Origin of the sequence: Desulfovibrio sp. (assembly GCA_016208105.1) — a bacterium.
Classification (GTDB): domain Bacteria; phylum Desulfobacterota; class Desulfovibrionia; order Desulfovibrionales; family Desulfovibrionaceae; genus Fundidesulfovibrio.
On the sequence record JACQYS010000002.1, the window covers coordinates 1 to 22,419 of the forward strand.

Consider the following 22,419-nt stretch of genomic DNA (forward strand, 5'->3'; position numbering starts at 1 on the left):
GCCTTTTCGGTTCCGAACCGGCGCTGGAATGTAATCAGGTCCATATCGTGGTAAGGTTTGGCCATGGCGAGCCTCCTCAACAGTCTAGATTCTTTCTATAAAGTATGGAAATTGCGGAGCGAAGGCAATAGCCACGTAAAGTTATGTAACGTTTCCTATAAATGATACTGTAACTGAACGGAGATTGTTGCAACAATGCACGACAAATACGATACAACGTCAAGAAAGAACATGGATAACGTCGTAACGGGGCGTAAACCAGTTCTGGAACTGGTGGGCAGGGATCCTGGCAGCATCGAACAGGTGCTCCTCCGGCAAGGGCTCAAGGGGCAGGACATAAAAGAACTGATTGATGCATGCAAGGCGCATGGTGTGCGTTTCAGATTCCTCCCTGAAGACGCTCTCAGCCGTAGCGTCCCTGGTTGCAGGCAGGGAGTCGCGGCCTTTGTCGCAGCCAGGGCGTTCATTTCATTGGAAGAACTGCTTCACGGCGCAAGAAGAGCACCATTGCCGGTCGTTCTTGCCTTAGACCAAGTGCAGGACCCAGGCAATGTTGGAAGCTTGGCCAGGACACTCCTTGCACTCGGCGGCGGAGGGCTCATAGTGCCCAAGCATCACGGTGCACGCTTGGGTGGGGCCGCGTCAAAAGCGTCCGCCGGTGCACTGGAGCGCCTGCCGGTACATCACTGTGTGAATCTTTCCCGGGACCTGGAAGAATGCGCCGAGGCGGGGTTCACCATCTGCAAGGCCGAGGCCGGCCCTGAGGGGCGAAATGTGTTCACCGCAACATTCGATTTCCCCCTGGTGCTGGTGCTGGGCGGAGAGGAAAAAGGGGTCCGGCCGGGAGTGGCCAAGCGTTGCGATCAAAGCCTGTTCATCCCTATGCCCGGCAACTTCGAATCCTTGAACGTGGCTCAGGCCGGAGCCATCGTGCTCGGTCAGATGGCCAGGCAGTCTCTTATCAAAGCGTAGAGACGCAGCGGAGTGATTTTCCCGGCCTGCCGGGAGCCAAGGCTTGTGGAACCAGATGTTTATTCAGGCGGGGTCCCGGCGGCCCACTCCCCAGCCCATGGAGCGGGACAGACGAAGGTCTGGTCCGCGAGAGACAGGCGCCAGGCATGCAGGTACATGGGGGGAGGGCCTCCCCCGTACTTTGCATCGCCGACAATTGGGTGGCCCCGCGAGGCGAGCTGGGTCCGTATTTGATGCGTGCGTCCGGTGAATAACCGTACCTTGAGAAGCGTCCTCTCCGCTTCAATGACAAGCGGCAGGGCCTGCAATCTGGCCTCCTTGCCTGTCTCTTTGACCTCTCCCTCCGAGTTCAATTTGCCTTTCCCCATTCTGTTGCTGGGCACCATTTTTTCGCGTCCAACAGGGCCAGCTTTTTCCAGGTGGTCGGTGAACTCTGCGGGTTCTCCCTGCGCGGAGAGGGTCCACCGGCCCCTCACCCAGCACAGATATTCTTTTACGGCCCGCCTGCTCTTGAAGGCTTCGTGCGCATGGGTCAAGGCCCAGTGGGTCTTGGCGACCAGAAGCACACCAGAGGTATCGCGGTCCAGACGATGTGCTATGGAGGGAACGAAGGGTGCCGCGGCATAGGCCTTGGCAAGGCGGGTCTGCACAGAATCCGTCCAACCGCTGCCAGGGTGAACCGGCAGGCCAGTTGGCTTGGCGATAACCAGCCAGTCTTCTGTTTCCGCCAGTATGACGAGATCAAGCGGCGCGGGATCTTGAAAGTATACGTCGAGAGACCCAACCCTGTCGGTCCGCCCCTGGGGAACCTCGGCAAAAGGCGGCAGACGGACGGTCTGACCCTTAGCCAGCCGGTCAAAAGGTTTAACCCTTTTCCCGTCCACTCGGATTTGGCCGGTGCGAATCCAGCGCATGAAGACCGAGCCGGGCACGTCCTTGCCCAATACCCGGGAGAGGTACTGCAGGAGCTTTTGGCCTGCCTCGGCATGAGAAACAATGAGATGCATGGGACCGGACACGTCGCCCTCCGCTCGGAGGTATGTCGTGCCGTCTCGCCAGGGTCAAGCTCCCGTGTGGAGTATCCTTCAAGGCAATAGAATTACAGAAAAGAGGGCGAGGAATAGGCAAGAAAAAAGGGGGAGGCATTCGCCTCCCCCTTTGTCCACGCTATTGCGCGGGTTTGCCGGTCATGTCCTGAGGCGGCTGCGAGCCGGGGACGCCCAATTCCATATACTGGGTCTTGGCTCCAGGGTCCCTGGTGAGGTCCACCTTGCCGCCCTGGTTCTGGGGCGTGGACAGCTCGTCCACCTGTGCTCCGCGGCCGATCACGGAGATGATGTTCTCTTCCTTGTAGACCAGCAGATTGCCCAGAAGATCACGCACCTTGCGGGCATCCATCTCCAGACGGACAAAGGCCATGCCGCTTGCGTCCCAGCCCCAGCCCCTGTTGGCGTCGTCTATGCGGGGATTGGGGATGTAGGCGCCGTACACTGCCGCTGCTATCCGGGACTTGTTGGAGTCACGGGCGAGGACGCCGTTTTCCGCGGTTGAGCGGGAAAAGATCTTTTCGCCAACCAGGGCCGCGCCCATTTCGTCATAGGCATTGATCATTGCGGCGCGAAGAGCCCTCAGGGGAGGCCTCGATGTCTCGGTCATGGTGCCGAAACCAAAGCCTTCCACGCGTACGTCCTTGAAGGAGAGCTTTTCTCCGAGCACGTTTATGATATCGCCGTTCAAGTCGATGTAGCCCACGGCCAGGGCGATGTCCTTGGTCTTGTCGTAGATGACCTGCTTGACCTTGATGTCCTTGATCACGGCCTGGGCCTTCACGTCGGCCTTGTACTGGGCGTCCTCGGTGAGCCCGAATTCACCCTGGCTTTTCACTTTGTACCCGATGATCGTCTCGATGATCATCCGTTTCATGTCCTGGACGGCCATCTTTTCGCTCATGAGCTGCTTGTTTCCCTGGGCCATGGCCTGGCCGGAGAGGGCCAGGAACAGGGCCAGGAGCAGAACTGTGGCTCGGCGCATTGTGGTCTCCTTTATTCGAACAGGCTTTTGAGCCGTTCCCAAAACGTGGGTTCCGGGGCCTTGGCGGCCGGGGCCGGCTCCAGGGTGGATTCGGAAGGGACTGCGGGTGCACGCATCGGGACGGGCACAGGCAAAGAGGCATAGGTGAGCCGCGGCAGCTCGCGCGGGGCAAAGACGCCCTCGAGCGGCGATGCCCACGTTCTGGCCGGGACAGCTAGTGCCAGAATAATGATAAAGTAACGAAATTTCGTCATGCGTGGCTCTCTCAGTACTCTTTCACACAGGAAAGCAAGGCCCGTGCCTACGGCTTGGTCCCCTTAGGAGCCGCTTTGTAGTCAGGCACACCATTCGTAACGGTAATGGTTTCGCGCATGGTGGTGCCCGTCTGTATGGTGCCGGATTCGCGGACCGGACCGGTCCCGGGGTCCCGGGGCCCGAACACCGGGTCGGACGTCTGGGGTCTTTGCCCGGCAGGGGTGTCTTTGACCACCACGGAGTCGATCCGCACCTTGGCGGCGTCGGGTTTTCTCGGGTCTGGCTTCACAGTGGCCTCAAACGTTATGGTGCCGTTGTGGGGAACGGCTCCCTGGCGTTTGAGCTCCTTGTACACTTCGTCCTTGGTCTGCTGCTTCTTGCGAGCCCAATCTTCCATCAGAGCCTTGTTGCCCTGGGCATTGGCCGGCTGAGCACAAAGGCTCCATGCAATCGCAACCACGGCCAGAAGAGCGATTGAACAACGGGTGCAACAATTGCGAAGGCGGTATCTTGAAAAAAACTGTCGTGCCATTGGGGTATCCGTTTACGGTCCGTCCGCGTCCTGCCGTGTGGCAAGCTCCGCTTGCGGCTCCCGGTTCTTATTGCCGGAAGCCGCAAACGGTGCGGATGTATTCGTTTCTAGAACTGGCCAGGGGCGAGCGGAGCAGCCCCGCCCTGCAGCGATTCCATCGGTGCGCCTTGCACCTTGCGTTTGGGTGTGGCCTTTCCAGGCTTGCCGCAGGTCTTCTTGGCCTGGTCGAGCTCGCTCTTGAGGGCAAGATTGGCCGAGTCCACGTTCAGGCCCCGTTGGAAGGCTTCAAGCGCCTCGGGGCAGTTCGATTCCATGACATAGATGCGGCCCAGGGCCAAGTAGACCTCCGGGTTGATGGAAGCCAGGTTCTTGGCTGCCTCCAGGTTGCGCTTGGCCTCGGCGAAGTTGGCCTCCCTGTACAGGAGAATGCCCAGGGACTCGCGCGCGTACAGATGCCCGGGATTTAAGTTGAGCACTTCCACGAAACTTTTCTTGGCATTGCCCAGCATGTTGAGCTTCCAGTAGGACAGGCCAAGATAGTAGTGGGCGTCCTGCATGCTGGGGCTCTTGCCTGCGGCCATCTCAAAGTACTGCGCTGCCTGCTGGAAGCTTTCCGTCTTGTAGGCACGCAACCCGGAGTCGAAATATTCCTGGGCCGTGGGTTCGGGGGGTGGGGGCGGGGCCTTCTTGGCGCAGCCCAGACCCACCAGGGTCAGGAGCAGAATAAAAAGTGCAAGGGACTTTCTCATGTGTGTCCTCTCTATTTCAGCTTGTCGATGTCAGCCACGCAGCGCTGAATGAGGCGCTGGACCAGGCTGTCCAGGGTTTGGATTTTGGTGGAAGAGGAGCTGACTCCCAGAGCGCCGCCGCCCTTGGAGGAGATTTCCATCTTGTCCTCGTAGTACCCGGTGGCCTTCTGTTCGCCGGTATTGGCGTCGAGCACCTTGTAGCGCATGCCCACGATCCACACGCCGCTGGCTTCCTGGGCGTGAACGGAGCCCACTCCGGCGCCGGTGGCAGTGCCGGCAACCCAGCTGTTGCTGGCGGAACCCACGGCGGAGCCGGCGATGATGCCCAGGTAGGTGCCGTCGAACTTGCGTTCGGCCTGGGCCACAGGCTCGGCGCGGATCACGTCGAAGCGCACAAGCCAGTTGGTGGCCTGCATCTTGCCTTTCTTGAACTTCTTCAGGGTGTTTGCGTCGCCCATGTTGGCGGCCACCTCGATCTCCTGGATCATGGAGCCGAGATCTTGGCGTTCGAGCACCTGGAAGTTGTCCTTGCTAAGTTCGATCTCAGCGAAATCGGCGATGTTGTTGGGGCCGTATTTCTGCGTAAAGGTGGCGTTCATGGACTTGACCGCTCCGGGAATGACCACCAGTTGCGGACCAGGCTTGCCCTGGTTTGCATAAACCACGGGCTGGTACATTTCCTGGTCGGCCTGCTGGTTGGCTTCTTTCGAAGCGGACTGGCAGCCCGCCAGCAGGGCAAGAACGATCAGAACTGCAAATGCGCGATAGGTCATGTCGGGTTCCCTCCCTCCAGGTGTCGAACTACCACCTTGCCTTAAAAGTTTTTCATCGCGTCAACCCCGGAAGCAGGCTTAGCACCGCCTTCCTCCGTGAGCTTCCTGGCCGTTTCCGGTGATAATTCGGCCACCTTCTTGAGCGTCTCTTCGCTTTTTACAACATCCTTGAGCCTCTCTGGAGCGGCTTGAACAAGGCCGGCCGGAGGGGCTTTTTGCAAAGTGTTCACGATGTCGGCCTGGGACTTGTAGCTGACCGTGACCACGGCTCCGTGGGCGGATTCCAGGGTCAGGGCGTCCCTGCCGAGCTTCTGGTTGAGCGGGGCCAGGATGGCCGACTGCAGGAACTGGTTGAAATTGGCCCGGCCACCCGCGAACTCGATTTCAAAAAGCGAGCCCCCGGCCCGGTCGAAATTGCGCAGATCGACGTTCAACACCGAACGCAGGCCGATGAACTCCTTGCGGAGCATCTGTCCGGCCTCGAAGCTGGGCAGCCCCTGCACCGTCAGCTGATACATGGCGGCCGGAGCCTGGAGGTGCTCTTCAAAGAACTCCTTGGAGAACTCGGAGCCGATGAGCTGGCCGATCTCTTTGATGGCCTGGTCCTCGTCCGGCCAGCTCTGCTTCTGGGGCACCTTGTTGTTGAAATAAATCTCTTCGCCAGTGTGGTTGTCCACGCACTTCACGCTCCAGGAGGTGAGCACGTACTTGGTTACCGTGAGTCCAGAGGCCTGAAGCTTGGCGGACACGGTCTTGAACTTGGCTTCGCCTGAGATGGTGAAGTCGGCCGCGGGCGCGGCACCAGTCTGGCCTGGCTGGGATGCGGACCACACCCTGTAGCCGAAGCCCTTGACCCGCTCCTTCAAGATGTTCTCGGCCACTTCGGAGCGTTCGGGCTTGATGTCCACGCCGCGCTCGGCGTCTCGGATGTTGATGGCCACCGCAATGCGGGGGTTGCCATAATCCTTGATGAGGCTCACCCGTTCCTGCTTGCCCATCTGGGAGAGCACATCCTTGACCTCGCCCACGTATACTTCCGCGGTCACCAGAAGATGCGCGAAGCCGTCTTCGCCCACCCACGGCTGGGATTCCTTGACGATGCGCTTTATTATGCCTTGGGAGCGAGACAGCACCTTGTCGTGCACCAGGGTGTAGTTCTGCATCAGCGTCGAGGTCTCCATGTAGGAGCCCACGGCCTTTTCAATGACCTGGCGCTTGGCGTCCGCTCGCAGGTCCTCGATCATGAGGCCTTTGTCGCGCTTGTAGGTGTCGGCATTGGGGTCTGCCAGGCCTTCGGCCGTGACGGTGATGGTCTTGCCCTCCTGGGCTTGGACAGCCGGGCAAAACGCGCACAGCATGAGGACGGCGAGCATGAAAGCTCTCATTGTGTTCCTCTCGATTTTTGGGTGTCGTTTGCCCGCGGGCAGGCGGCTTAGGCCTTCACTTGGGAAACGAGTATTCTTGTTAAATAAAATGAATTGCCTCACCTGTGAAGAGTCATTTCGCCTTTCTGGCACAGAAATCGGAGTACAGTTTGGCCACGAGCTCATCGGCCTGGTCGTCGAGCACGGAGAGCGCCGCCCCGGTGATGTCGGAACCAGCCCAGGATTGCCCGGAGGCCCTGACCGAAGAGATGGTCCTGCCGGAACCGTCGGACAGGGTGAGCATGATGTCCACGTTCACATCATTGGCGCGCACCATCTTGTTGGCTCCGCTGCGCGCCGAGATGATGCCACGCAGGATGAAGCCCGCCCCGAGCTTTTTCGATGCGGCCATGGCCGCGTCCGGGTCGTTGTTCAATATGGCTTCGGCTTCGGCCCGGGCGATACGCGCGGTGATGGACTGTTGAGGGATGGTGTTCAACCCGATAGCCCGCAGCCTGGAATAGAGAGCCTCGAAAAGAACGCCCTGGTTGGACGCGTTGACGTTCTGCAAACCTTGCTGCTTTTCGGCGATCATGAGGGCGATGGTCTGGCCCTTGATGCTCTTGCGGCACGGCTCGGAGAGCATGGAGGCTATGCTGGACTGCTTTGCCTGCTTCGCGGCCGCTTCCTTGCCGGCTTCTTCCGAGAAGCTGAAGGCGAAGGCCTGCGCGGGCAGCAACACCGCCATAGCGAGCGTTAAGAACAGTCTCATGGTGTCACCTCATCGTTTGCCGGGTTTTACCGGTGGAGCCATTCGCGATGGCTCTGCGGGGTTTCCCGCTGGTGGAGTCGGGGGACTCCGGTACGTCTCAAAAGCGTGTAGTCAGGCTCATGTCCGGATCAACCTCCGCCTCCGGGCAGCCCTCTGCGCGGCGGCGCCGGGTCGAAGTTTTCTCGCTTCGTGGCTGAAGAGCCGAAGCTTTGCTTCTCCTCGTCCGTGAGCGGGCGCACGCTTCCGGGCAGCTTGGGGCGCACCCAGGCCACATCGCCGGGTTTCTTCAGCACCAAAGTCTCGGTCTCGCTTTTGACAACCACTTCGTTCCCTGGCTTGGTTTCGCGCAGGGCGTGGAGTTCCGCTTCGATATCCGTGACCAGCTTGCCGCCGACGTTCTTCTGCTTGGTCTGAATCCAGTGGTCCGTGGTGGTTCCCCGGATACCGATGACCGAGAGCGGGCTCTCGATTTTCAGGTTGTCCGGGTTCTGGGCCACCACCTTGCCGGTGACGAACCGGAAAATCCCCTTGCCCATGGAGATGACCTGCTTGGAATTATTCTTGTTGGCCTCGTCAAAGGAAAAGTCCTTGAGCGCGACCATGGACTCGGGTCCGATCTCCAGGGCGGAACCGTCCGCAAAGGCGATGCGGGCCTTGTCCTTGGCCGTGGGGGTGCTGATCACGTCCTGGGCAAACACGGGCGACCCCTTGGCCAGCTTGCGCGGCCCGTCCTGTCCCGTCTTGGCTTCGGCCTGTCCGGCCAAGTCGTCCACAGTGCCCGCCGGTTTGGGATTGTCGGCAAATGCCACCGCAGCCGCCAAGATGAGTGTCATAAAAATTACGAAATATCGTTGGCCTTTCATCTTCAGTCCTTTGGGTCGAGCAGGGAGCGGATTGCAAGAAGTTCACGTTCCACAAGGGTTTTCAGTTGATTCCCGCGTTCACGCTCAGCCAGCTTCCGGCGGGCTCCTTCAAGAGTCATGCCTTCTTCGTGGAGAAGCCGCTGGATGGTTTTGAGCAGGCGCAGGTGAGCCTCGGTGTAGACGCGCTGGCCTTTGGGCGTGCGGATAGGTTCAAGCGCCGGAAACTCCGTTTCCCAGAAGCGCAGAACGAATGGCTTAAGACCGAGTAGCCCGGCTATCTGCCCGATCTTGTATGTCTTCTTCGGTTTTTCGCCGCTCACCGGCAGTCCTCGCCGCCTCCGGTTGGGGCAGGCAGGGTTTCGCCCGGGTCGGCCACAGCGAGAAGGAAAGTGCGACGGCCGAGGGGTGTTGTAGGGAAGAGAAAGAATCCGAGCGTTTCCGCCTGATTCCTTTGCTTTGAAACCGTGTAGCAACATGAAAGAGTGAAGGCAATCCTTGAGCTTTTTTTGATCCTGTTCGCATGATACCCATCGTCAAGCCGCTGCTCTCCTGCATGACATTCAGCTATCTTTGCCTTCCAGCCACCCATGAATAGGAACGGCCCAGGAAAGCATGCCCCACTCTGTTGAAGCTCACGCAATTGACTTGAAATCAAGGGGTTGGCGGTCTATCGTTCTCCATGCCTGTTGATTCGCCGCTTTTTCTCCTGGCCTTTTTGCCCGTCCTGCTCGGACTGTTCGTTCTGTGCCCTGCCGGTTCGCGCAACATCCTGCTCCTGGCCGCCAGCATTCTTTTTTATTCACTGAGCGACCCCACATCCCTGCCGGTCTTCGCCCTCTCCATAGCCTTCAACATGCTCATGGGCTTGGCCATCGAGCGAGCGTCCGGTTCCTCCAGGCACAACGTCCTGGCACTGGGCGTGGCAGCGAACCTCGTTTTGCTGGCTTGGTCGAAGTACCTCACCTTCCTCATGGCCCAGATACCCGGCCTTGGTTTCCTGAAGGCCGTGGCACCGGCTTCCATGCCGCTCGGAGTGTCCTTCTTCACGTTCTCGGCCATAGCCTACCTGGTGGACATTGGCCGGGGACAGGGCAAGGCCGAGAGGAACATCATCAGTTTTGGCCTGTTCATGGCCTTTTTTCCGAAGATTACGGCTGGCCCCATTGCCCGCTGGCGGGACATGTTCCCGGATGGAGGTCAGCCGGGGCGGCCCTCGCTGGAGGATGTTCGCGAAGGCCTGATCCGCATGGGCATTGGGCTGGCCAAGAAGGTGCTCATTGCCGGGGCAATGGGGCCCATGGCAGACGCCGCCTTTGGCGAGCCGGCCGGCCGCCTGGATATGGGCACAGCCTGGCTAGGGCTGGTGAGCTATTCCCTGCAGCTCTACTTCGATTTTTCCGGGTACACGGACATGGCCGTGGGCATTGGGCGGATGTTCGGCTACAAATTGCCTGAGAACTTCAACTACCCCTATGTCAGCCAGTCCGTTCGCGAATTCTGGCGGCGCTGGCACATGACGCTCTCCTCCTGGTTCCGGGACTACCTGTACATCCCCCTGGGCGGAGGCCGGGTGGCCCCCTGGAAAATCCAGCGCAACCTGCTCATCGTGTTCGTGCTCTGCGGGTTGTGGCACGGGGCCAGCTGGAGCTTCGTGGTCTGGGGGTTGTGGCACGGAGTGTTTTTGGCCATGGAGCGCACGGCTGTGGGGAAGGCCCTGGACAGGCTGCCCAGGCCGCTTCGGCACGTGTACGGACTGCTGGCCGTGGGCATAGGCTGGGTTTTCTTCAGAGCATCGGACTTCACCCAGGCTGTGGCCTATCTTCAGGCTCTGGCCGGGCTTAATTCCAGCGGTTTCGAATATACCTGGATGGTGCGCATGACCCGGGAATACATGACCCTTCTGGCCGTGGGTCTGGTCGGATGCATCCCCACGGTTCCCTGGCTGGCCGAACGGTTGGGCAGGGCGGGAAGAGTGGCGGGCCAGATTGCGGCCCCGGTCTTTCTGGCTCTGGCGCTCATGCAACTGGCGGCTGGCTCCCATTCACCCTTCATCTACGCCCAGTTCTGATCATGCACCGCCTGACCACCGTACTATGCATCGCGCTGCTCCTGGCCCCGCTGGTTCTACCCCAGGGGCTTTCCTTCCTGGGGGTGTCTGAAGGGCCAGAGGCTCAGGAGAACCGCCTCAAGACCCCTCTGCCGCCTTTGAGCATGGCAACGACCGACTTCAAGGGGTTCGCCAAGCAGCTGGGCAAGGCCTACGGCGAGACATTTCCGTTCCGCGACTGGATGATCCGCTCGGGAAACCTGATCAAGCTGGCAGTGTTTGACCAATCGCCCTCCAAGAACGTCATCCTGGGCCAGGACGGCTGGCTTTTCGTGAACATGGAGATGGACCTGGAGGACTGGCTGGGGGTGGACCTCTACTCGCCGGAGGAACTGACCAAGGCCGTGGAGGCGCTCACCAAACGCCGAGACTGGCTGGCCAAGCGGGGAGCGACCATGCTCCTGGTGGTGGCCCCGAACAAGGGCGCGGTCTACGGCGAGTTCATGCCCCCTTCTTTCCATAAGATGAACCCGGTCACCCGTCTGGACCAGTTGGGCGAGGCCCTGAAACAAGCTGGCATTCCGTTTTTGGACCTGCGCAAAGCACTCATTGAGGCAAAGGCGACACGCCGGGCATATTGGAAAACAGACACCCACTGGAACGGGTGGGGGGCCTTGATGGGCTCCGCAGCCATCGTGGATGCCCTGCGTGAGCAGTTTCCCGCCATGCCTCCTCTGCGCGCCCAAGACTATCGGGTGGAGGAATCGACCACTCCTGGGGGCGACCTGTCCGCCATGCTCCTTTTGGAGAACAGCCTGACCGAGCAGTCAATCGATATGATCCCGCTCTCTCCCAATCGGGCCAAACCGGCTGAGCCCAAGGGGTACAAGAACCCGGCCACTCTTTCAGGCCGGGACATGATCATCCGGGAAACCGGGGATACGAGCCTGCCCAAGGCCGTCATCTTCCGCGACTCCTTCTCCTCTGCCGCCTGGCCGTACTTGGCTGAGCGGTTCCAGCGCAGCGTGTTTCTCTGGGAGCACAGGTTCCAGCCGCACATCGTAGAAGCCGAAAAGCCGGATGTGGTCATCTACGAGGCAGTGGAGCGCTATCAGCACGCCCTCTTTGGGTTCCCTGATTCTATTGAGCCATAAGACTTGCATTCCACGGATTCCTGTATGTAAGAATATGGCGTTCACTATTTTTACCTCAGGAGCCTTTTCATGAAACTTTCCACAAAGTTGTACGGTGGTTTCGGCGTCATAGTTTTCTTGGTGGCTGGCATCGGATTCTATGCTGTCCAACAGATGGCTGCCATCCATGCAGAAACGTCACTTCTTGCTGAGGACTGGCTGCCGAGCATCGTCCGGCTGGGGCAGGTGAATGATGCGATGCAGACTTACCGGCGCTATGAGCTTCTCCTCGTCGTCTCCTCCGAGGAAAAGCAAATGCGCAGATACGAAGAGCTCATGCGGGATACGCTCTCGGCCCTCGACAAATCTTTATCCGAGTACGATAAGCTCATCACAGCAGACCAAGTTGAAGAACGGAATGAATTCGATAAGTTGAAAAGCTTGTGGAAGGGCTACATCGCTGAGAGTGCAAAAATACAGAAAATGGCATGGATGAACAGGGACAAGGCGGGGGAACTCGCTGCAGGTGAATCCGCAAAATTCATCCAAGAAACCATTACCGAGTTGAACAAGCTCATCTCCATCAACACCAAGGGTGGCGAGCGGAGCGCATCCATGGCGCAGGAAGCATTCAGTTCTGGCAAACTCAAGCTTCTGCTGGCCCTCGCCTTGGCAGTTTCAGCCGGGCTGACCTTGGCTTTCTTCACATCGAGGAATGTTTTGGGGCAACTGGGTGAAGACCCGGGCTATCTCCAGTCCGTGGCCACGGAAATCGCAGCCGGCAACCTGGACGTGCGCTTCAAGCCCGTGAGCGGCACTGGCGGCGTGTATGCCGTGCTCATCAAAATGGTGACCACCTTGAAAGAAAAGATTGCCGAAGCCGATGCAAAATCTACGGATGCAGCCAAGCAGGCCAAAGCCGCGGAAGAAGCCACACAGGTAGCGGAAGAAGCCAAGAAGCAGGCCGAACAGGCCAAGGCCGACGGCATGCTTCAGGCCGCGGCCAAGCTGGAGGACGTGGCGGCAATCATTTCCTCCGCATCGGAGCAACTGGCGGCCCAGGTGGAACAGTCAAGCCGGGGTGCTGAGGAACAGTCGGGCCGGGTGGGCGAGACAGCCACTTCCATGGAAGAAATGAACGCGACGGTGCTCGAAGTCGCCAGAAACGCTTCCCAAGCCGCGGAAACGTCCGAGCAGGCCAAGAGCAAGGCCCAGGAAGGCTCGGCAGTGGTGGGCGAGGTAGTACGCGAAATCGGCCAGGTGGAACGCCAGGCCCTGGAACTCAAGACAGACATGGCCACCCTGGGCGCCCAGGCCGATTCCATCGGCAGGATTATGAACGTGATTTCCGACATCGCGGACCAGACCAACCTTCTTGCCTTGAACGCAGCCATCGAAGCGGCCCGCGCTGGCGAAGCTGGACGCGGATTCGCGGTGGTTGCCGACGAGGTGCGCAAGCTGGCCGAAAAGACCATGTCCGCCACCAAGGAAGTGGGAATAGCCATAAGCGACATTCAGGACGGTACGAGAAAGAACGTAGCCAACGTTGAGCGCACCGTTGACCAGATAGAAAAGGCGACCGGACTTGCCGGCAAGTCCGGGGAAGCATTGACCTCCATTGTCGGACTTGTGGACCTCTCCACAGACCAGGTCCGATCAATCGCAACTGCTTCCGAGCAGCAGTCCGCCGCCAGCGAGGAGATCAATCGCGCCATCGAGGACATCAGCCGGATTTCCAGCGAAACGTCCGACGCCATGCGCCAATCCGCCCAGGCCGTCACCGAACTTGCCGGTCAGGCCCAGGTACTCAGCCGCCTCATTGACGAATTAAAGTCCGAAGGCGGAGCGGGGGGGCAATCCAGCACGCTTGCAGGGCGCAGACAGAAAGCTTTGGGGGCGTAGAGAGTCCAGGCGGATTCTTTCCAGAGTGGGCGCTTAATCCGCAATTTCATACCCTTCCGGCAGGTGATGACTCCCCCTGCAAACATCGAGGCGGGCTCCCAGTTTATCCGGGGAGCCCGCCTCGCGTCTTAGATCCATAGATCAGAAAGTGATTCTTGAGACGTTACTGGAAACGCACTGGCAACGACTTGGTCAGAGCTTCGCACAGACCGGCGTGGTTCTTGTCCACGTCTTTGTCCGTGAGGGTGCGTTCGGGATGCCGGTAGGTGACACGGAAGGTCACGTTCCTGACGCTTTCCCCTTCGGGCTCGAAGAGATCGCAGACCGAAACATCCTCAAAAATGCCGGACTTGTGGGTGCTGATGGCGGCCAACACGTCCGCCACAGAGAGAGAGACGGGCATGACAAGGGTCATGTCCCGGCGGGATGGCGGGAACTTGGGGAGCCCGGCATAGCGCGTCGAACGGTGCTGGTGCAGGTTCATGAGTGCCTCGGCGTCTAATTCGGCAACCCACAGGTCATTCTTGGCTTCGAAGCTCTCGGCGATGTCAGGCAGGATGCGGCCCATGACACCAAGCGCTCGACCGGCGGCAGTTACGCGCACGCAGGGAGAGAGCCAGGGGTGGTCCTTTTCAACCGCATACTGGGCTTCTGGCAGGCCAAGGGAGTCGAGCAGATTTTCCACCATACCTTTGAGGTCCGAATAATCCGCCTTTTCCTCGGGCCAGGGGAACGCGCCGAAACGGGCTCCGTACAGAGCGAGGCCCAGGCGGTGGGCTTCCCGCACGGTGGTCTCGCTGGCCGGGTCCGCCGTAAATGCCTTGGCCACCTCGAACAGGCGCAGGGTAGTGTTGCCTTGGTTCAGGTTGTGGCGGACGGCCTTGAGAAGTCCGGGTGCGAGTGCCGTACGCATGACGTTCTGGTCCTCGGACAGAGGATTGGCCACGGGAACGCGCCCCTCGCCGGGCAGGCCGAGAAGATCCAGTTCATGCTGGCCCACAAAAGAATAGTTGACGGTTTCGCGGAGCCCGGCACCGCAGGCCCAGGTCTTCAGACGGCGCAAAAAGGGTACTTCGGCTCCCAGCTTGTCCGGCACGTCAAGGGACTTCAGCATCTTTGGCATGGCCGCGGGGATGCGGTCCATGCCGTAGACCCTGGCCACTTCCTCTATGAGGTCCACCTCGCGCTCGAGGTCGAGCCTGGCAGGAGGGGGAGTGATCGTCCAGGCATCAGTGGACTTGGTCTGCACGTCGCAGCCCAGGCCCTGGAAGGTCTTGCGGCAGAAATCGCCGGAAAGGTCGATGCCCAAGAGGCTCACGGCCTTGGCCGGGCGGAAGGATATGGGAGTGGAAACCCAGGGTTTGGGTTCAGCTCCGGCTATGCCAGGGAGGACGCGGCCATCGGAAACCAGGGCCATGAGGGCTGCTGCGCGGTTCATGGCGTACAGTGAACCGGGCTGGTCCACACCGCGCTCGAAGCGGTAGGAGGATTCGCTGGAAAGCCCCAAACGGCGGGCGGTCTTTCGGATGCTGGCCGGATTGAACACGGCGCATTCCAGGAGCACTTCGGTGGAACGCGTCGATATCTCCGTATTTTCGCCGCCCATGACCCCCGCCAGAGCCACGGCTTTGGCCGAATCGCAGATGAGCAGATCGCGTGCGGTGAGAAGGCGTTCCTGCCCGTCCAGGGTGGTAAAACGCATTCCCTCGGAAGCGCGTTTTATTTCGATGAAGTCCCCGGCCAACAGAGCTTTGTCGAACGCATGCAGGGGCTGCCCAAGTTCGAGCATCACGTAGTTGGTGACGTCCACGATGTTGTTCACAGGCCGCTGGCCCATTGCGGTGAGGCGGTAACGCATCCAGGCGGGTGAGGGCTTGATTTCCACGCCGCGTATGACGCGCGCCCGGTACACGGGGCACAAGTCGGGCTCAGGGATGCGAATGGAAACCAGAGAGGAAGCGTCCGGGCCGTCCTCTTTGATGTGCACCTTGGGCAGCGTCAGGGGCAGGCCGAAAGCCATTGCCGCTTCCCGGGCCAGGCCCAAAATGGAGAGGCAATCAGCCCGGTTGGGGGTGATACCGATCTCCAGCACCACGTCGTCCAGGCCCATGGCGCTGGCCAGTGTCTTGCCCGGAGCGGGCGTGCCTTCAAGAACGAGTATTCCGTCGCTCTTCTCGGCCAGGCCGAGTTCCGTTTCGGAGCAGATCATCCCGAAGGATTCCACTCCGCGGATCTTGCTCTTTTTTATGGCAAGTCCGCCGGGAAGCAAGGTGCCTATCTTGGCCACGGGCACGTATTGCCCGGCAGCGACATTGGCTGCGCCGCAAACGATCTGGAGCGGGGCGGTTTCGCCCACGTCAACTGTGCACAGGGAGAGCTTGTCCGCGTCCGGGTGTTGTTCGCGGGTGATGACATGGCCCACCACCACGTCGGTGCAGGCAGCGAAAGGGCGGCTTATGCCTTCCACTTCGAGGCCGAGCATGGTCAGCCGGTCGGCCAGGGTGTCGATGGGACCCTCGTAAGGGACGAACTCGCGAAGCCAATTGAGAGAGAGAAGCATGTGGAAAGCCTCCGGAGTCCGGAGCGCATAGCCCTCCAGGCCCCTCGTGAAAGCGTCTGTCCGGTGGCTAGGCGAACTGGCCCAGGAACCGGATATCGTTTTCGAAAAAGAGCCGCAGGTCCCCGACGCCGTACTTGAGCATGGTAACGCGTTCCACGCCCATGCCGAAGGCGAATCCGGAGTATACTTCCGGGTCGATGTCCACGGCCGTAAGCACGTTGGGGTCGATCATGCCGCAGCCCAGAATCTCGACCCAACCCGTGGACTTGCACACCCGGCAGGTCTCGCCGTTTATGTGTCCCTTGCCCTCGCACATGACGCAGGAGATATCGACCTCGGCGCTGGGTTCGGTGAATGGGAAGAAGCTCGGGCGGAACCGGACCAGGGTTTCAGGTCCGAAAATCCTGTGTACGAAAAAAGTGAGCGTGCCCCGAAGGTCCGCCATGGTCACTCCCTTGTCCACGAGAAAACCTTCGATCTGGTGGAACATGGGGGAGTGGGTGAGATCCGAGTCGCGGCGGTAGACCTTGCCCGGGGCGATGGCGGCCACGGGCGGCTTGCGGGAAAGAAGGGTGCGTACCTGCAGGGGAGACGTGTGGGTGCGCAGCAGGATGTTGTCCGCTATGTAGAGCGTATCCTGCATGTCCCGGGCGGGGTGCTCGGGAGGGAAGTTGAGGGCCTCGAAGTTGTAGAAGTCGGTTTCGATCTCAGGGCCGGTGACCACCTCGAAACCCATGCCGGAAAAAGCCTGGCAGATTTCCTCGGTGACGATGCTCAACGGGTGCAGGCCGCCCACATGGCTCGATCTGCCAGGCAAAGCGGGATCGAACCCCGCGAGCATGGCTTCGTCCTGGGCACGTTTGAGGGCTTCCAGGCGCAGAGTGTAGCGGCCCGTCAGCTCCTCCTTCACGGTATTGGCAGTCTGGCCGGCCTCGCGCTTCTCTTCAGGCGTAAGGCCGGGGAGTTTGGCCATGATCTGGGCCAGGCGGCCCTTGCGGCCAAGGTAGGCGACGCGCAGTTCTTCCAGATTCTCGAAAGAGGGTGCCTGGCCGAGGGTGTTTGCAGCTTCCCCGGCCAGGGCGGTCAATTCCTCTATGAGAGCCTGGCCAAGACTCACGCGGAAACCTTGGCTTTAGCCATCTCGACCAGCTTGGCGAAACCGGCCTTTTCGCGAACGGCCATGTCGGCCAGAACCTTGCGGTCCAGCTCCACGCCGGCCAGGGCCAGACCATGGATGAACTTGCCGTAGCTCATGCCGTTCTCGCGGGCGCCGGCGTTGATGCGCATGATCCACAGCTTGCGGAACTCGCGCTTCTTCACCTTGCGGTCGCGGTAGGCGTACGCCATGGCGCGTTCGACGTTCTCGCGGGCGGTCTCGTAGAGCACCGAACGGGCGCCGACGAAGCCCTTGGCCAACTTCAAATACTTTTTGTGCCGCTTGTGAGCAGCCTGTCCGCGTTTGACGCGCATGAGTAGGTCCTCCTAGTAAGAGGAAGGTCCGAGAGGAAACTTTTCGAGAAAAGTTTCCTCTCGGGCTCTCCTTCAAAAACTTTTAGCGGGCTACGCGTTCACCCCGTAAACCCGTCCCCAATTGCGGGGTCCAGGGGGATCATCCCCCTGGTGGGGGCCGGGGCGAAGCCCCGACTTAGCAAAAAGCTTGGCTGCCTAGGCGTAAGGCAGCAGGCGGCTCACGGCGCCTTCATTGGCCGAATCCACGATGAGGGAAGACGACAAGGCGCGTTTGCGCTTGGCGCTCTTCTTGGTCAGGATGTGGCGCTTGTTCTGTTGGCGACGGCGGAACTTGCCGGTGCCGGTGGTGGTGAAGCGCTTGGCCGCGCTCTTGTTGGTCTTCATTTTAGGCATGTCGTCCTCCTGAAAATACCGCCCGTCCAGGTTCACACCGGGACGGGCCGCAAGCCTTTGCTTGCAAATATGGTGTGCGCTATGGCTTCTTCTTTACAGTGGGGGCCAGCATCATGTTCATGATGCGTCCCTCGAACCGGGGTTCCTGCTCCACCTTTGCCAGATCGCCCAGGTCGACCACGATGCGTTCCAGGATCCTCGCGCCGCGGTCCTTGTGAACCACTTCGCGTCCGCGGAAGAATACAGCCACTTTGCAGCGGTCGCCGTCTTCCAGGAAGCGGCGGATGTGCTTCAGCTTGGTCTGGTAGTCATGCTCGTCAGTCTTGGGCCGGACCTTGATTTCCTTGACGAGGATAACAGTGGCTTTCTTCCGGGCTTCCTGTTGCTTCTTCTGCTGCTGGTACTTGAACTTGCCATAGTCCATGATCCGGCACACAGGGGGATCGGCGGCGGCGGCCACCTCGACCAGGTCCAATCCTTTTTCCTGGGCTAGGCGCAGGGCCTCGCTCGTGGGTATGATCCCCAGTTGCGAGCCATCGTCGGCGATCACCCGCACCTCGCGGGCGCGGATCTGATGATTGCAGCGGGCGGTGTCACTGGCAGAAGTTATAGCGCATTCCTCCTCGTTTGAATGGGGCTTGGCAGTCGTCCAGAATCAACCCGGCGACCTCGTCCACTCCCTTTAGTCCTAAATTCTCTCCAGAGCGGAGGCGAACATTCACCCCCCCCTGTTCCAGCTCCTGGTCCCCGATGACGAGCATGTAGGGGATTTTCTCCAATTGGGCCTCGCGCACCTTGTACCCGAGCTTCTCGTTGCGCGTGTCCGCTTCGGCTCGGATGCCGGCGTCGCGCAGGCGCTGAAGCACCAAGGCCGCGTGGGCGTCGTGGGCGTCGGTGACGGTGAGTATCCTCGCCTGCACCGGTGAAAGCCAAGTAGGAAAGGCCCCCGAAGTGTGCTCGATGAGCACTCCGAGGAACCGTTCAACAGCGCCCAAAACGACGCGGTGCAGCATCACCGGCCTGTGCCGTTCGCCATCCTGGCCCGTGTAAGCCAGATCGAAGCGCTCAGGCAAGGTGAAATCGCACTGTATGGTGGCGCATTGCCAACGGCGGTCTAAGGCATCCTTGAGTTTGATGTCAATCTTGGGGCCGTAGAAAGCGCCGTCGCCCTCGTTGATGGTGAAGGGCATGTCGATGGCCTGCATGGCCTGGGCCAGCGCCGTTGTGGCCAGTTCCCATGCCTCGTCCGAGCCGATGGATTTTTCCGGCCGGGTGGAGAGCTGGGCCTCGAATTCGAAGCCGAAGAGGTCCACCACGTCCTTGACGAAATTGATGATGCTTATGATTTCGTCCTGGAGCTGATCCGGGCGGCAGATGATGTGGGCGTCGTCCTGGGTGAACTGGCGCACGCGCAAAAGGCCGTGCAGCACGCCGGACTTCTCATGGCGGTGCACCACGCCCAGTTCGAAGTAGCGCAAGGGCAGATCCCGGTAGGAGCGCAGGCGCGACTTGTAGATGAGCATGTGCGACAGGCAGTTCATGGGCTTCACGCCGTAGGCCTGCTCGTCGATCTCGGTGAAATACATGTTTTCCCGGTAGTTCTCGTAGTGCCCGGAGCGCTCCCAAAGGTCGCGCTTCAAAAGCTGCGGACCCTGCACGATGTTGTACCCGCGCCTCAGGTGCTCCTTGCGCTCGAAATCCTCCAGGATGGTGCGCACCAGTGCCCCCTTGGGATGCCAGATGACCATGCCGGCCCCGGCCTCTTCGGAAAAGCTGAACAGGTCGAGCTGGGTGCCCAGGCGGCGATGGTCGCGCTTCTTGGCCTCTTCCAAGCGGTGCAGGTAGCTCTTGAGCTCCTTGGGGTCGGCGAAGGCCGCACCGTAGATGCGCGAGAGCATGGGGCGCTTTTCGTCGCCGCGCCAGTAGGCTCCGGCAACGTGGGTGAGCTTGAAGGCCTTGAGAAACCGGGTTGAGGGCACATGCGGCCCCCGGCACAGGTCCGTGAAGTTCCCCTGGGTGTAGAGCGAGACGGTGTCCGCAGGGATGTCCGCCAGGACCTCCAGCTTATATTCCTCGCCCATGCCCTTGAACACCTGCTCGGCTTCGGGCTTGGCCACGGTGCGGCAGGCGAAGGGATGGTCGGCGGAGGCGATCTTCTCCATCTCGGCCTGGATTGCTTCCAGGTCCTCGGGAGTGAAGGGCCGCTCGAAGGCGAAGTCGTAGTAGAAGCCGTTCTCGATGGCCGGGCCGATGGTGACCTGGGCGGAGGGGAACAGCTTCTTCACGGCCTCGGCAAGCACGTGGGCGGTGGAGTGGCGGATGACATCCACTCCCTCGGGGCTGTCCGCGGCTAAGGGAGATATTTCGGTGCAGTCGGCGGGCAAAGGAGCGGACAAATCCAGCAGCGCCTCGCCGCAGCGAGCCACAACAGTGTTTTTGAAAGCCTTTCCGGAAAGGGCCTTGGCAAGCACTTCCCCAACCGGCTGACCGGCCATGGCCTCAACGATTTGATCACCAACGCGAACGTTCACGCCTGTGCTCCCTGCACGTCAAAAAAAGGGAGGCTGCGCCTCCCTTCCGGGTCACGTGGTAGGACCGGGGAGATTTGAACTCCCGACCCCTTGCGTGTCAAGCAAGTGCTCTCCCCCTGAGCTACGGTCCTACTCTGTCAAAAGGAAGAGGATGTTTAAGCCCGGAGGAAAAAGGTGTCAAGCGATGATTTTTGCTTTTCGGAACTGATTGAAGGAAGAGGGAAGCTCAGGCTGCTCTTCTCTCCACAGGCAGGCTGATGACGAAGGAGCAACCCTTGCCCTCGGCGGCGTCCAGGCGAATGTCCCCGCCGTGGTCGTGCACGATGCGGTCGCATACCGGCAACCCGAGGCCCGTGCCTCGCTCCTTGGTGGTGTAGAACGGATTGAAGACCAGTTTGGCCTGGTCCGGGGCGATGCCCGGGCCGTCGTCGCGCACCTCCACTTCGATCATGGAGCGGTTCAGCCTGGTTGCCACCACAACAAGCCCGCCGCCAGGCATGGCTTCGGCGGCGTTCTTGACCAGATTGATGAGCACCTGACGGATCTGCGATGGATCGTGAACAGCAGGCGGCAGGTTCACATCCAGGTTGGTCCTGAGTGTCACGCCCCGTGCGGCCAGGTTCGTTTCCAGGAGCATGACCGTGTCCCAGACGGTCGCGTTCAAATCCTGTCCGGTCATCTTGGGTGCCGCAGGGCGCGTGAAATCCCGGACCTCCTCCAGCATGGTTTCAAGGCGCTTGGCCTCTTCCTCGATCAGGGCCAGTTTTTCGGCCTCTTTACCCTCCTTGGGCAGGGTGCGGCGCACCTGGCGCGCGAAACCGCCGATCAGCATGAGAGGATTTTTTATCTCGTGGGAGATGTGCGCGGCTGCCTCGCCCACGGCCGCGAACCGCTCCGAACGGATGAGCTTCTCCTGAGTTTGCAAGAGCTCCTGCAGGTTCTGCCTGATCTTGTCGCGAGCTTCACGAAGCTCAGCCGTGCGCACTTCCACCTCGGCTTTCAAGGTGGAGGACCAGCGGAAGGCGAAATACATGGTGATGGCCAGGCCCATGAACACCACCACCTGGAAGGCGGCCACCATGAACATCTCCCGCAGAGCGGCCCTGCCAATGATGCCCTCCACCTCTTCAACAGGCGCGACCACAGCCACACCCCATATCACAGAGGGAACCTGCTCCGGGGCGAGCTTGGCCGGTGTGAACGCGATAAGCTTCTTCACCTCGCCCCAGCTCCCCCTGTGCCAGCCGGAAACATACCAGTCCACGCCCTCTTTCCCAGCGAGAATCTGGTCGCGCATGATCGAATCGACGCGCTCGAAGTTTACTTTCGGGTCGCGAGCTTTTCGCGCCGCGAAAGCGTCCTTGGCAATGAAGTCCTCCACAAAGTGGTCGAGAAACACCCCTCGCTGGTCCAGTACCCAGGCGTAGCCGGTCTGCCCGGAGCGGACGTCGTGGGCGTAGCGTCTGGCAACGGACAAGGCGTCGACAACAAGGAAGACGACACCTGGCTGGTCAAACCCTGTCTCGCTGGGCCAATGCCTGGCCGCCATGCGAACGATGGTCTTGCCCGCGAAAGGGCCAACTTCAGGGGATTCGCACATGCCAACCAGGATGTTCTGCTTGAGGTCCGCTTTTCTGGCCCAATTAAGAAACGGCCCGTAATCCAAAACCAAGGGGCCTGGCATGACACCGTCTTCATTATAGAGTGTGACGGTCCCGCTTCCCGGGGGGGCGTAGCCTATGGCCAGCACCTCGTTCGATTGCAGAATTTCCTGGAATGCGGGCAGGGCTCTCTCTGGTGAGCCCATGAATGTGGGATGCTTTCGCCAGATGGTGGTCAGTTCGAGAAGGCTGGTGCGTAGCAGGGTGAAATGCTGCTCGATGTCCTGGGCGACCTTCTGGGCCAGGATGAGCTGCTGCCTGTTGAATTGGTCTGTGGTAATGGTCTGAAGTTCGTTCTGGGCCCTCAGCCCCAGCTGCCACATGACGACCCCCAGGACAATAAGGGCGGCTGTGGCCAGTATGACGAACTTGCGGGTCATTGCGGCGTCCAGGATGAGAGTTCAGTCGAAT

General features: G+C 60.3%; 21 protein-coding genes and 1 tRNA gene. 4 read left to right on the plus strand and 18 right to left on the minus strand.

The window, feature by feature from the left end:
• Window positions 1-231 precede the first annotated feature (231 nt).
• Complete coding sequence (locus HY795_00785) at window positions 232-972, plus strand: RNA methyltransferase (GenBank protein ID MBI4803752.1); 741 nt, start codon at window positions 232-234, stop codon at window positions 970-972.
• Between the two features lie 59 nt (window positions 973-1,031).
• On the opposite strand, the gene HY795_00790 is transcribed toward HY795_00785, so the two are convergent.
• The 10 genes from HY795_00790 to HY795_00835 all read right to left on the minus strand — a co-directional run bounded on the left by HY795_00790 (window position 1,032) and on the right by HY795_00835 (window position 8,787).
• Entirely contained in the window at window positions 1,032-1,979 is a 948-nt protein-coding gene (locus HY795_00790; protein ID MBI4803753.1) for an RluA family pseudouridine synthase, read from the minus strand.
• 160 nt (window positions 1,980-2,139) lie between these two features.
• Window positions 2,140-3,003 (minus strand): hypothetical protein, encoded by an 864-nt coding sequence (locus HY795_00795; GenBank protein ID MBI4803754.1) that lies wholly within the window; start codon window positions 3,001-3,003, stop codon window positions 2,140-2,142.
• An 11-nt stretch (window positions 3,004-3,014) separates the two neighbouring features.
• Window positions 3,015-3,257 (minus strand): hypothetical protein, encoded by a 243-nt coding sequence (locus HY795_00800; GenBank protein MBI4803755.1) that lies wholly within the window; start codon window positions 3,255-3,257, stop codon window positions 3,015-3,017.
• A 47-nt stretch (window positions 3,258-3,304) separates the two neighbouring features.
• Window positions 3,305-3,655: a hypothetical protein gene (locus HY795_00805; protein MBI4803756.1), complete on the minus strand. Its 351-nt coding sequence runs from the start codon at window positions 3,653-3,655 to the stop codon at window positions 3,305-3,307.
• 242 nt (window positions 3,656-3,897) lie between these two features.
• Entirely contained in the window at window positions 3,898-4,539 is a 642-nt protein-coding gene (locus tag HY795_00810; protein MBI4803757.1) for a tetratricopeptide repeat protein, read from the minus strand.
• 11 nt (window positions 4,540-4,550) lie between these two features.
• Window positions 4,551-5,312 (minus strand): hypothetical protein, encoded by a 762-nt coding sequence (locus HY795_00815; protein ID MBI4803758.1) that lies wholly within the window; start codon window positions 5,310-5,312, stop codon window positions 4,551-4,553.
• 41 nt (window positions 5,313-5,353) lie between these two features.
• Window positions 5,354-6,697 carry a hypothetical protein gene (locus HY795_00820; GenBank protein MBI4803759.1) on the minus strand — a complete coding sequence of 448 codons (1,344 nt, stop codon included), beginning with the start codon at window positions 6,695-6,697 and terminating at the stop codon, window positions 5,354-5,356.
• A gap of 112 nt (window positions 6,698-6,809) precedes the next feature.
• The gene (locus tag HY795_00825; GenBank protein ID MBI4803760.1) at window positions 6,810-7,448 is read right to left on the minus strand and encodes a hypothetical protein; all 639 of its coding nucleotides are present in this window, start codon (window positions 7,446-7,448) and stop codon (window positions 6,810-6,812) included.
• Window positions 7,449-7,576: 128 nt separating this feature from the next.
• A complete protein-coding gene (locus HY795_00830) occupies window positions 7,577-8,257 on the minus strand; it encodes a FecR domain-containing protein (protein MBI4803761.1) in 681 nt (226 codons plus the stop codon).
• 56 nt (window positions 8,258-8,313) lie between these two features.
• Window positions 8,314-8,787: a MerR family transcriptional regulator gene (locus tag HY795_00835; GenBank protein MBI4803762.1), complete on the minus strand. Its 474-nt coding sequence runs from the start codon at window positions 8,785-8,787 to the stop codon at window positions 8,314-8,316.
• A 203-nt stretch (window positions 8,788-8,990) separates the two neighbouring features.
• Here HY795_00835 and HY795_00840 point away from each other — a divergent pair, with 203 nt between their 5' ends.
• From HY795_00840 to HY795_00850, 3 genes are all read left to right on the plus strand, one after another.
• Window positions 8,991-10,379, plus strand: a complete 1,389-nt coding sequence (locus tag HY795_00840; GenBank protein ID MBI4803763.1) for an MBOAT family protein — start codon at window positions 8,991-8,993, stop codon at window positions 10,377-10,379.
• A gap of 2 nt (window positions 10,380-10,381) precedes the next feature.
• Entirely contained in the window at window positions 10,382-11,512 is a 1,131-nt protein-coding gene (locus HY795_00845) for a hypothetical protein (protein ID MBI4803764.1), read from the plus strand.
• A 69-nt stretch (window positions 11,513-11,581) separates the two neighbouring features.
• Window positions 11,582-13,393, plus strand: a complete 1,812-nt coding sequence (locus tag HY795_00850) for a methyl-accepting chemotaxis protein (protein ID MBI4803765.1) — start codon at window positions 11,582-11,584, stop codon at window positions 13,391-13,393.
• A gap of 163 nt (window positions 13,394-13,556) precedes the next feature.
• On the opposite strand, the gene HY795_00855 is transcribed toward HY795_00850, so the two are convergent.
• The 8 genes from HY795_00855 to HY795_00890 form a co-directional block, all read right to left on the minus strand.
• On the minus strand, window positions 13,557-15,953 hold the full coding sequence (locus HY795_00855; protein ID MBI4803766.1) for a phenylalanine--tRNA ligase subunit beta: 2,397 nt from the start codon (window positions 15,951-15,953) through the stop codon (window positions 13,557-13,559).
• Window positions 15,954-16,020: 67 nt separating this feature from the next.
• The gene (pheS, locus tag HY795_00860) at window positions 16,021-17,070 is read right to left on the minus strand and encodes a phenylalanine--tRNA ligase subunit alpha (protein MBI4803767.1); all 1,050 of its coding nucleotides are present in this window, start codon (window positions 17,068-17,070) and stop codon (window positions 16,021-16,023) included.
• The gene (gene rplT, locus HY795_00865) at window positions 17,067-17,423 is read right to left on the minus strand and encodes a 50S ribosomal protein L20 (protein ID MBI4803768.1); all 357 of its coding nucleotides are present in this window, start codon (window positions 17,421-17,423) and stop codon (window positions 17,067-17,069) included. Before rplT ends, pheS begins: the two co-directional genes overlap by 4 nt.
• Before the next feature lie 195 nt (window positions 17,424-17,618).
• Window positions 17,619-17,816, minus strand: coding sequence for a 50S ribosomal protein L35 (gene rpmI / locus HY795_00870; GenBank protein ID MBI4803769.1), 198 nt, complete (start codon window positions 17,814-17,816; stop codon window positions 17,619-17,621).
• Between the two features lie 79 nt (window positions 17,817-17,895).
• Window positions 17,896-18,426 (minus strand): translation initiation factor IF-3, encoded by a 531-nt coding sequence (locus HY795_00875; protein ID MBI4803770.1) that lies wholly within the window; start codon window positions 18,424-18,426, stop codon window positions 17,896-17,898.
• A complete protein-coding gene (gene thrS / locus HY795_00880) occupies window positions 18,410-20,347 on the minus strand; it encodes a threonine--tRNA ligase (GenBank protein MBI4803771.1) in 1,938 nt (645 codons plus the stop codon). Before thrS ends, HY795_00875 begins: the two co-directional genes overlap by 17 nt.
• A gap of 56 nt (window positions 20,348-20,403) precedes the next feature.
• Window positions 20,404-20,478: transfer RNA gene (locus HY795_00885), tRNA-Val, on the minus strand.
• A gap of 95 nt (window positions 20,479-20,573) precedes the next feature.
• Window positions 20,574-22,388, minus strand: coding sequence for a sensor histidine kinase (locus HY795_00890; protein ID MBI4803772.1), 1,815 nt, complete (start codon window positions 22,386-22,388; stop codon window positions 20,574-20,576).
• Window positions 22,389-22,419 lie beyond the last annotated feature (31 nt).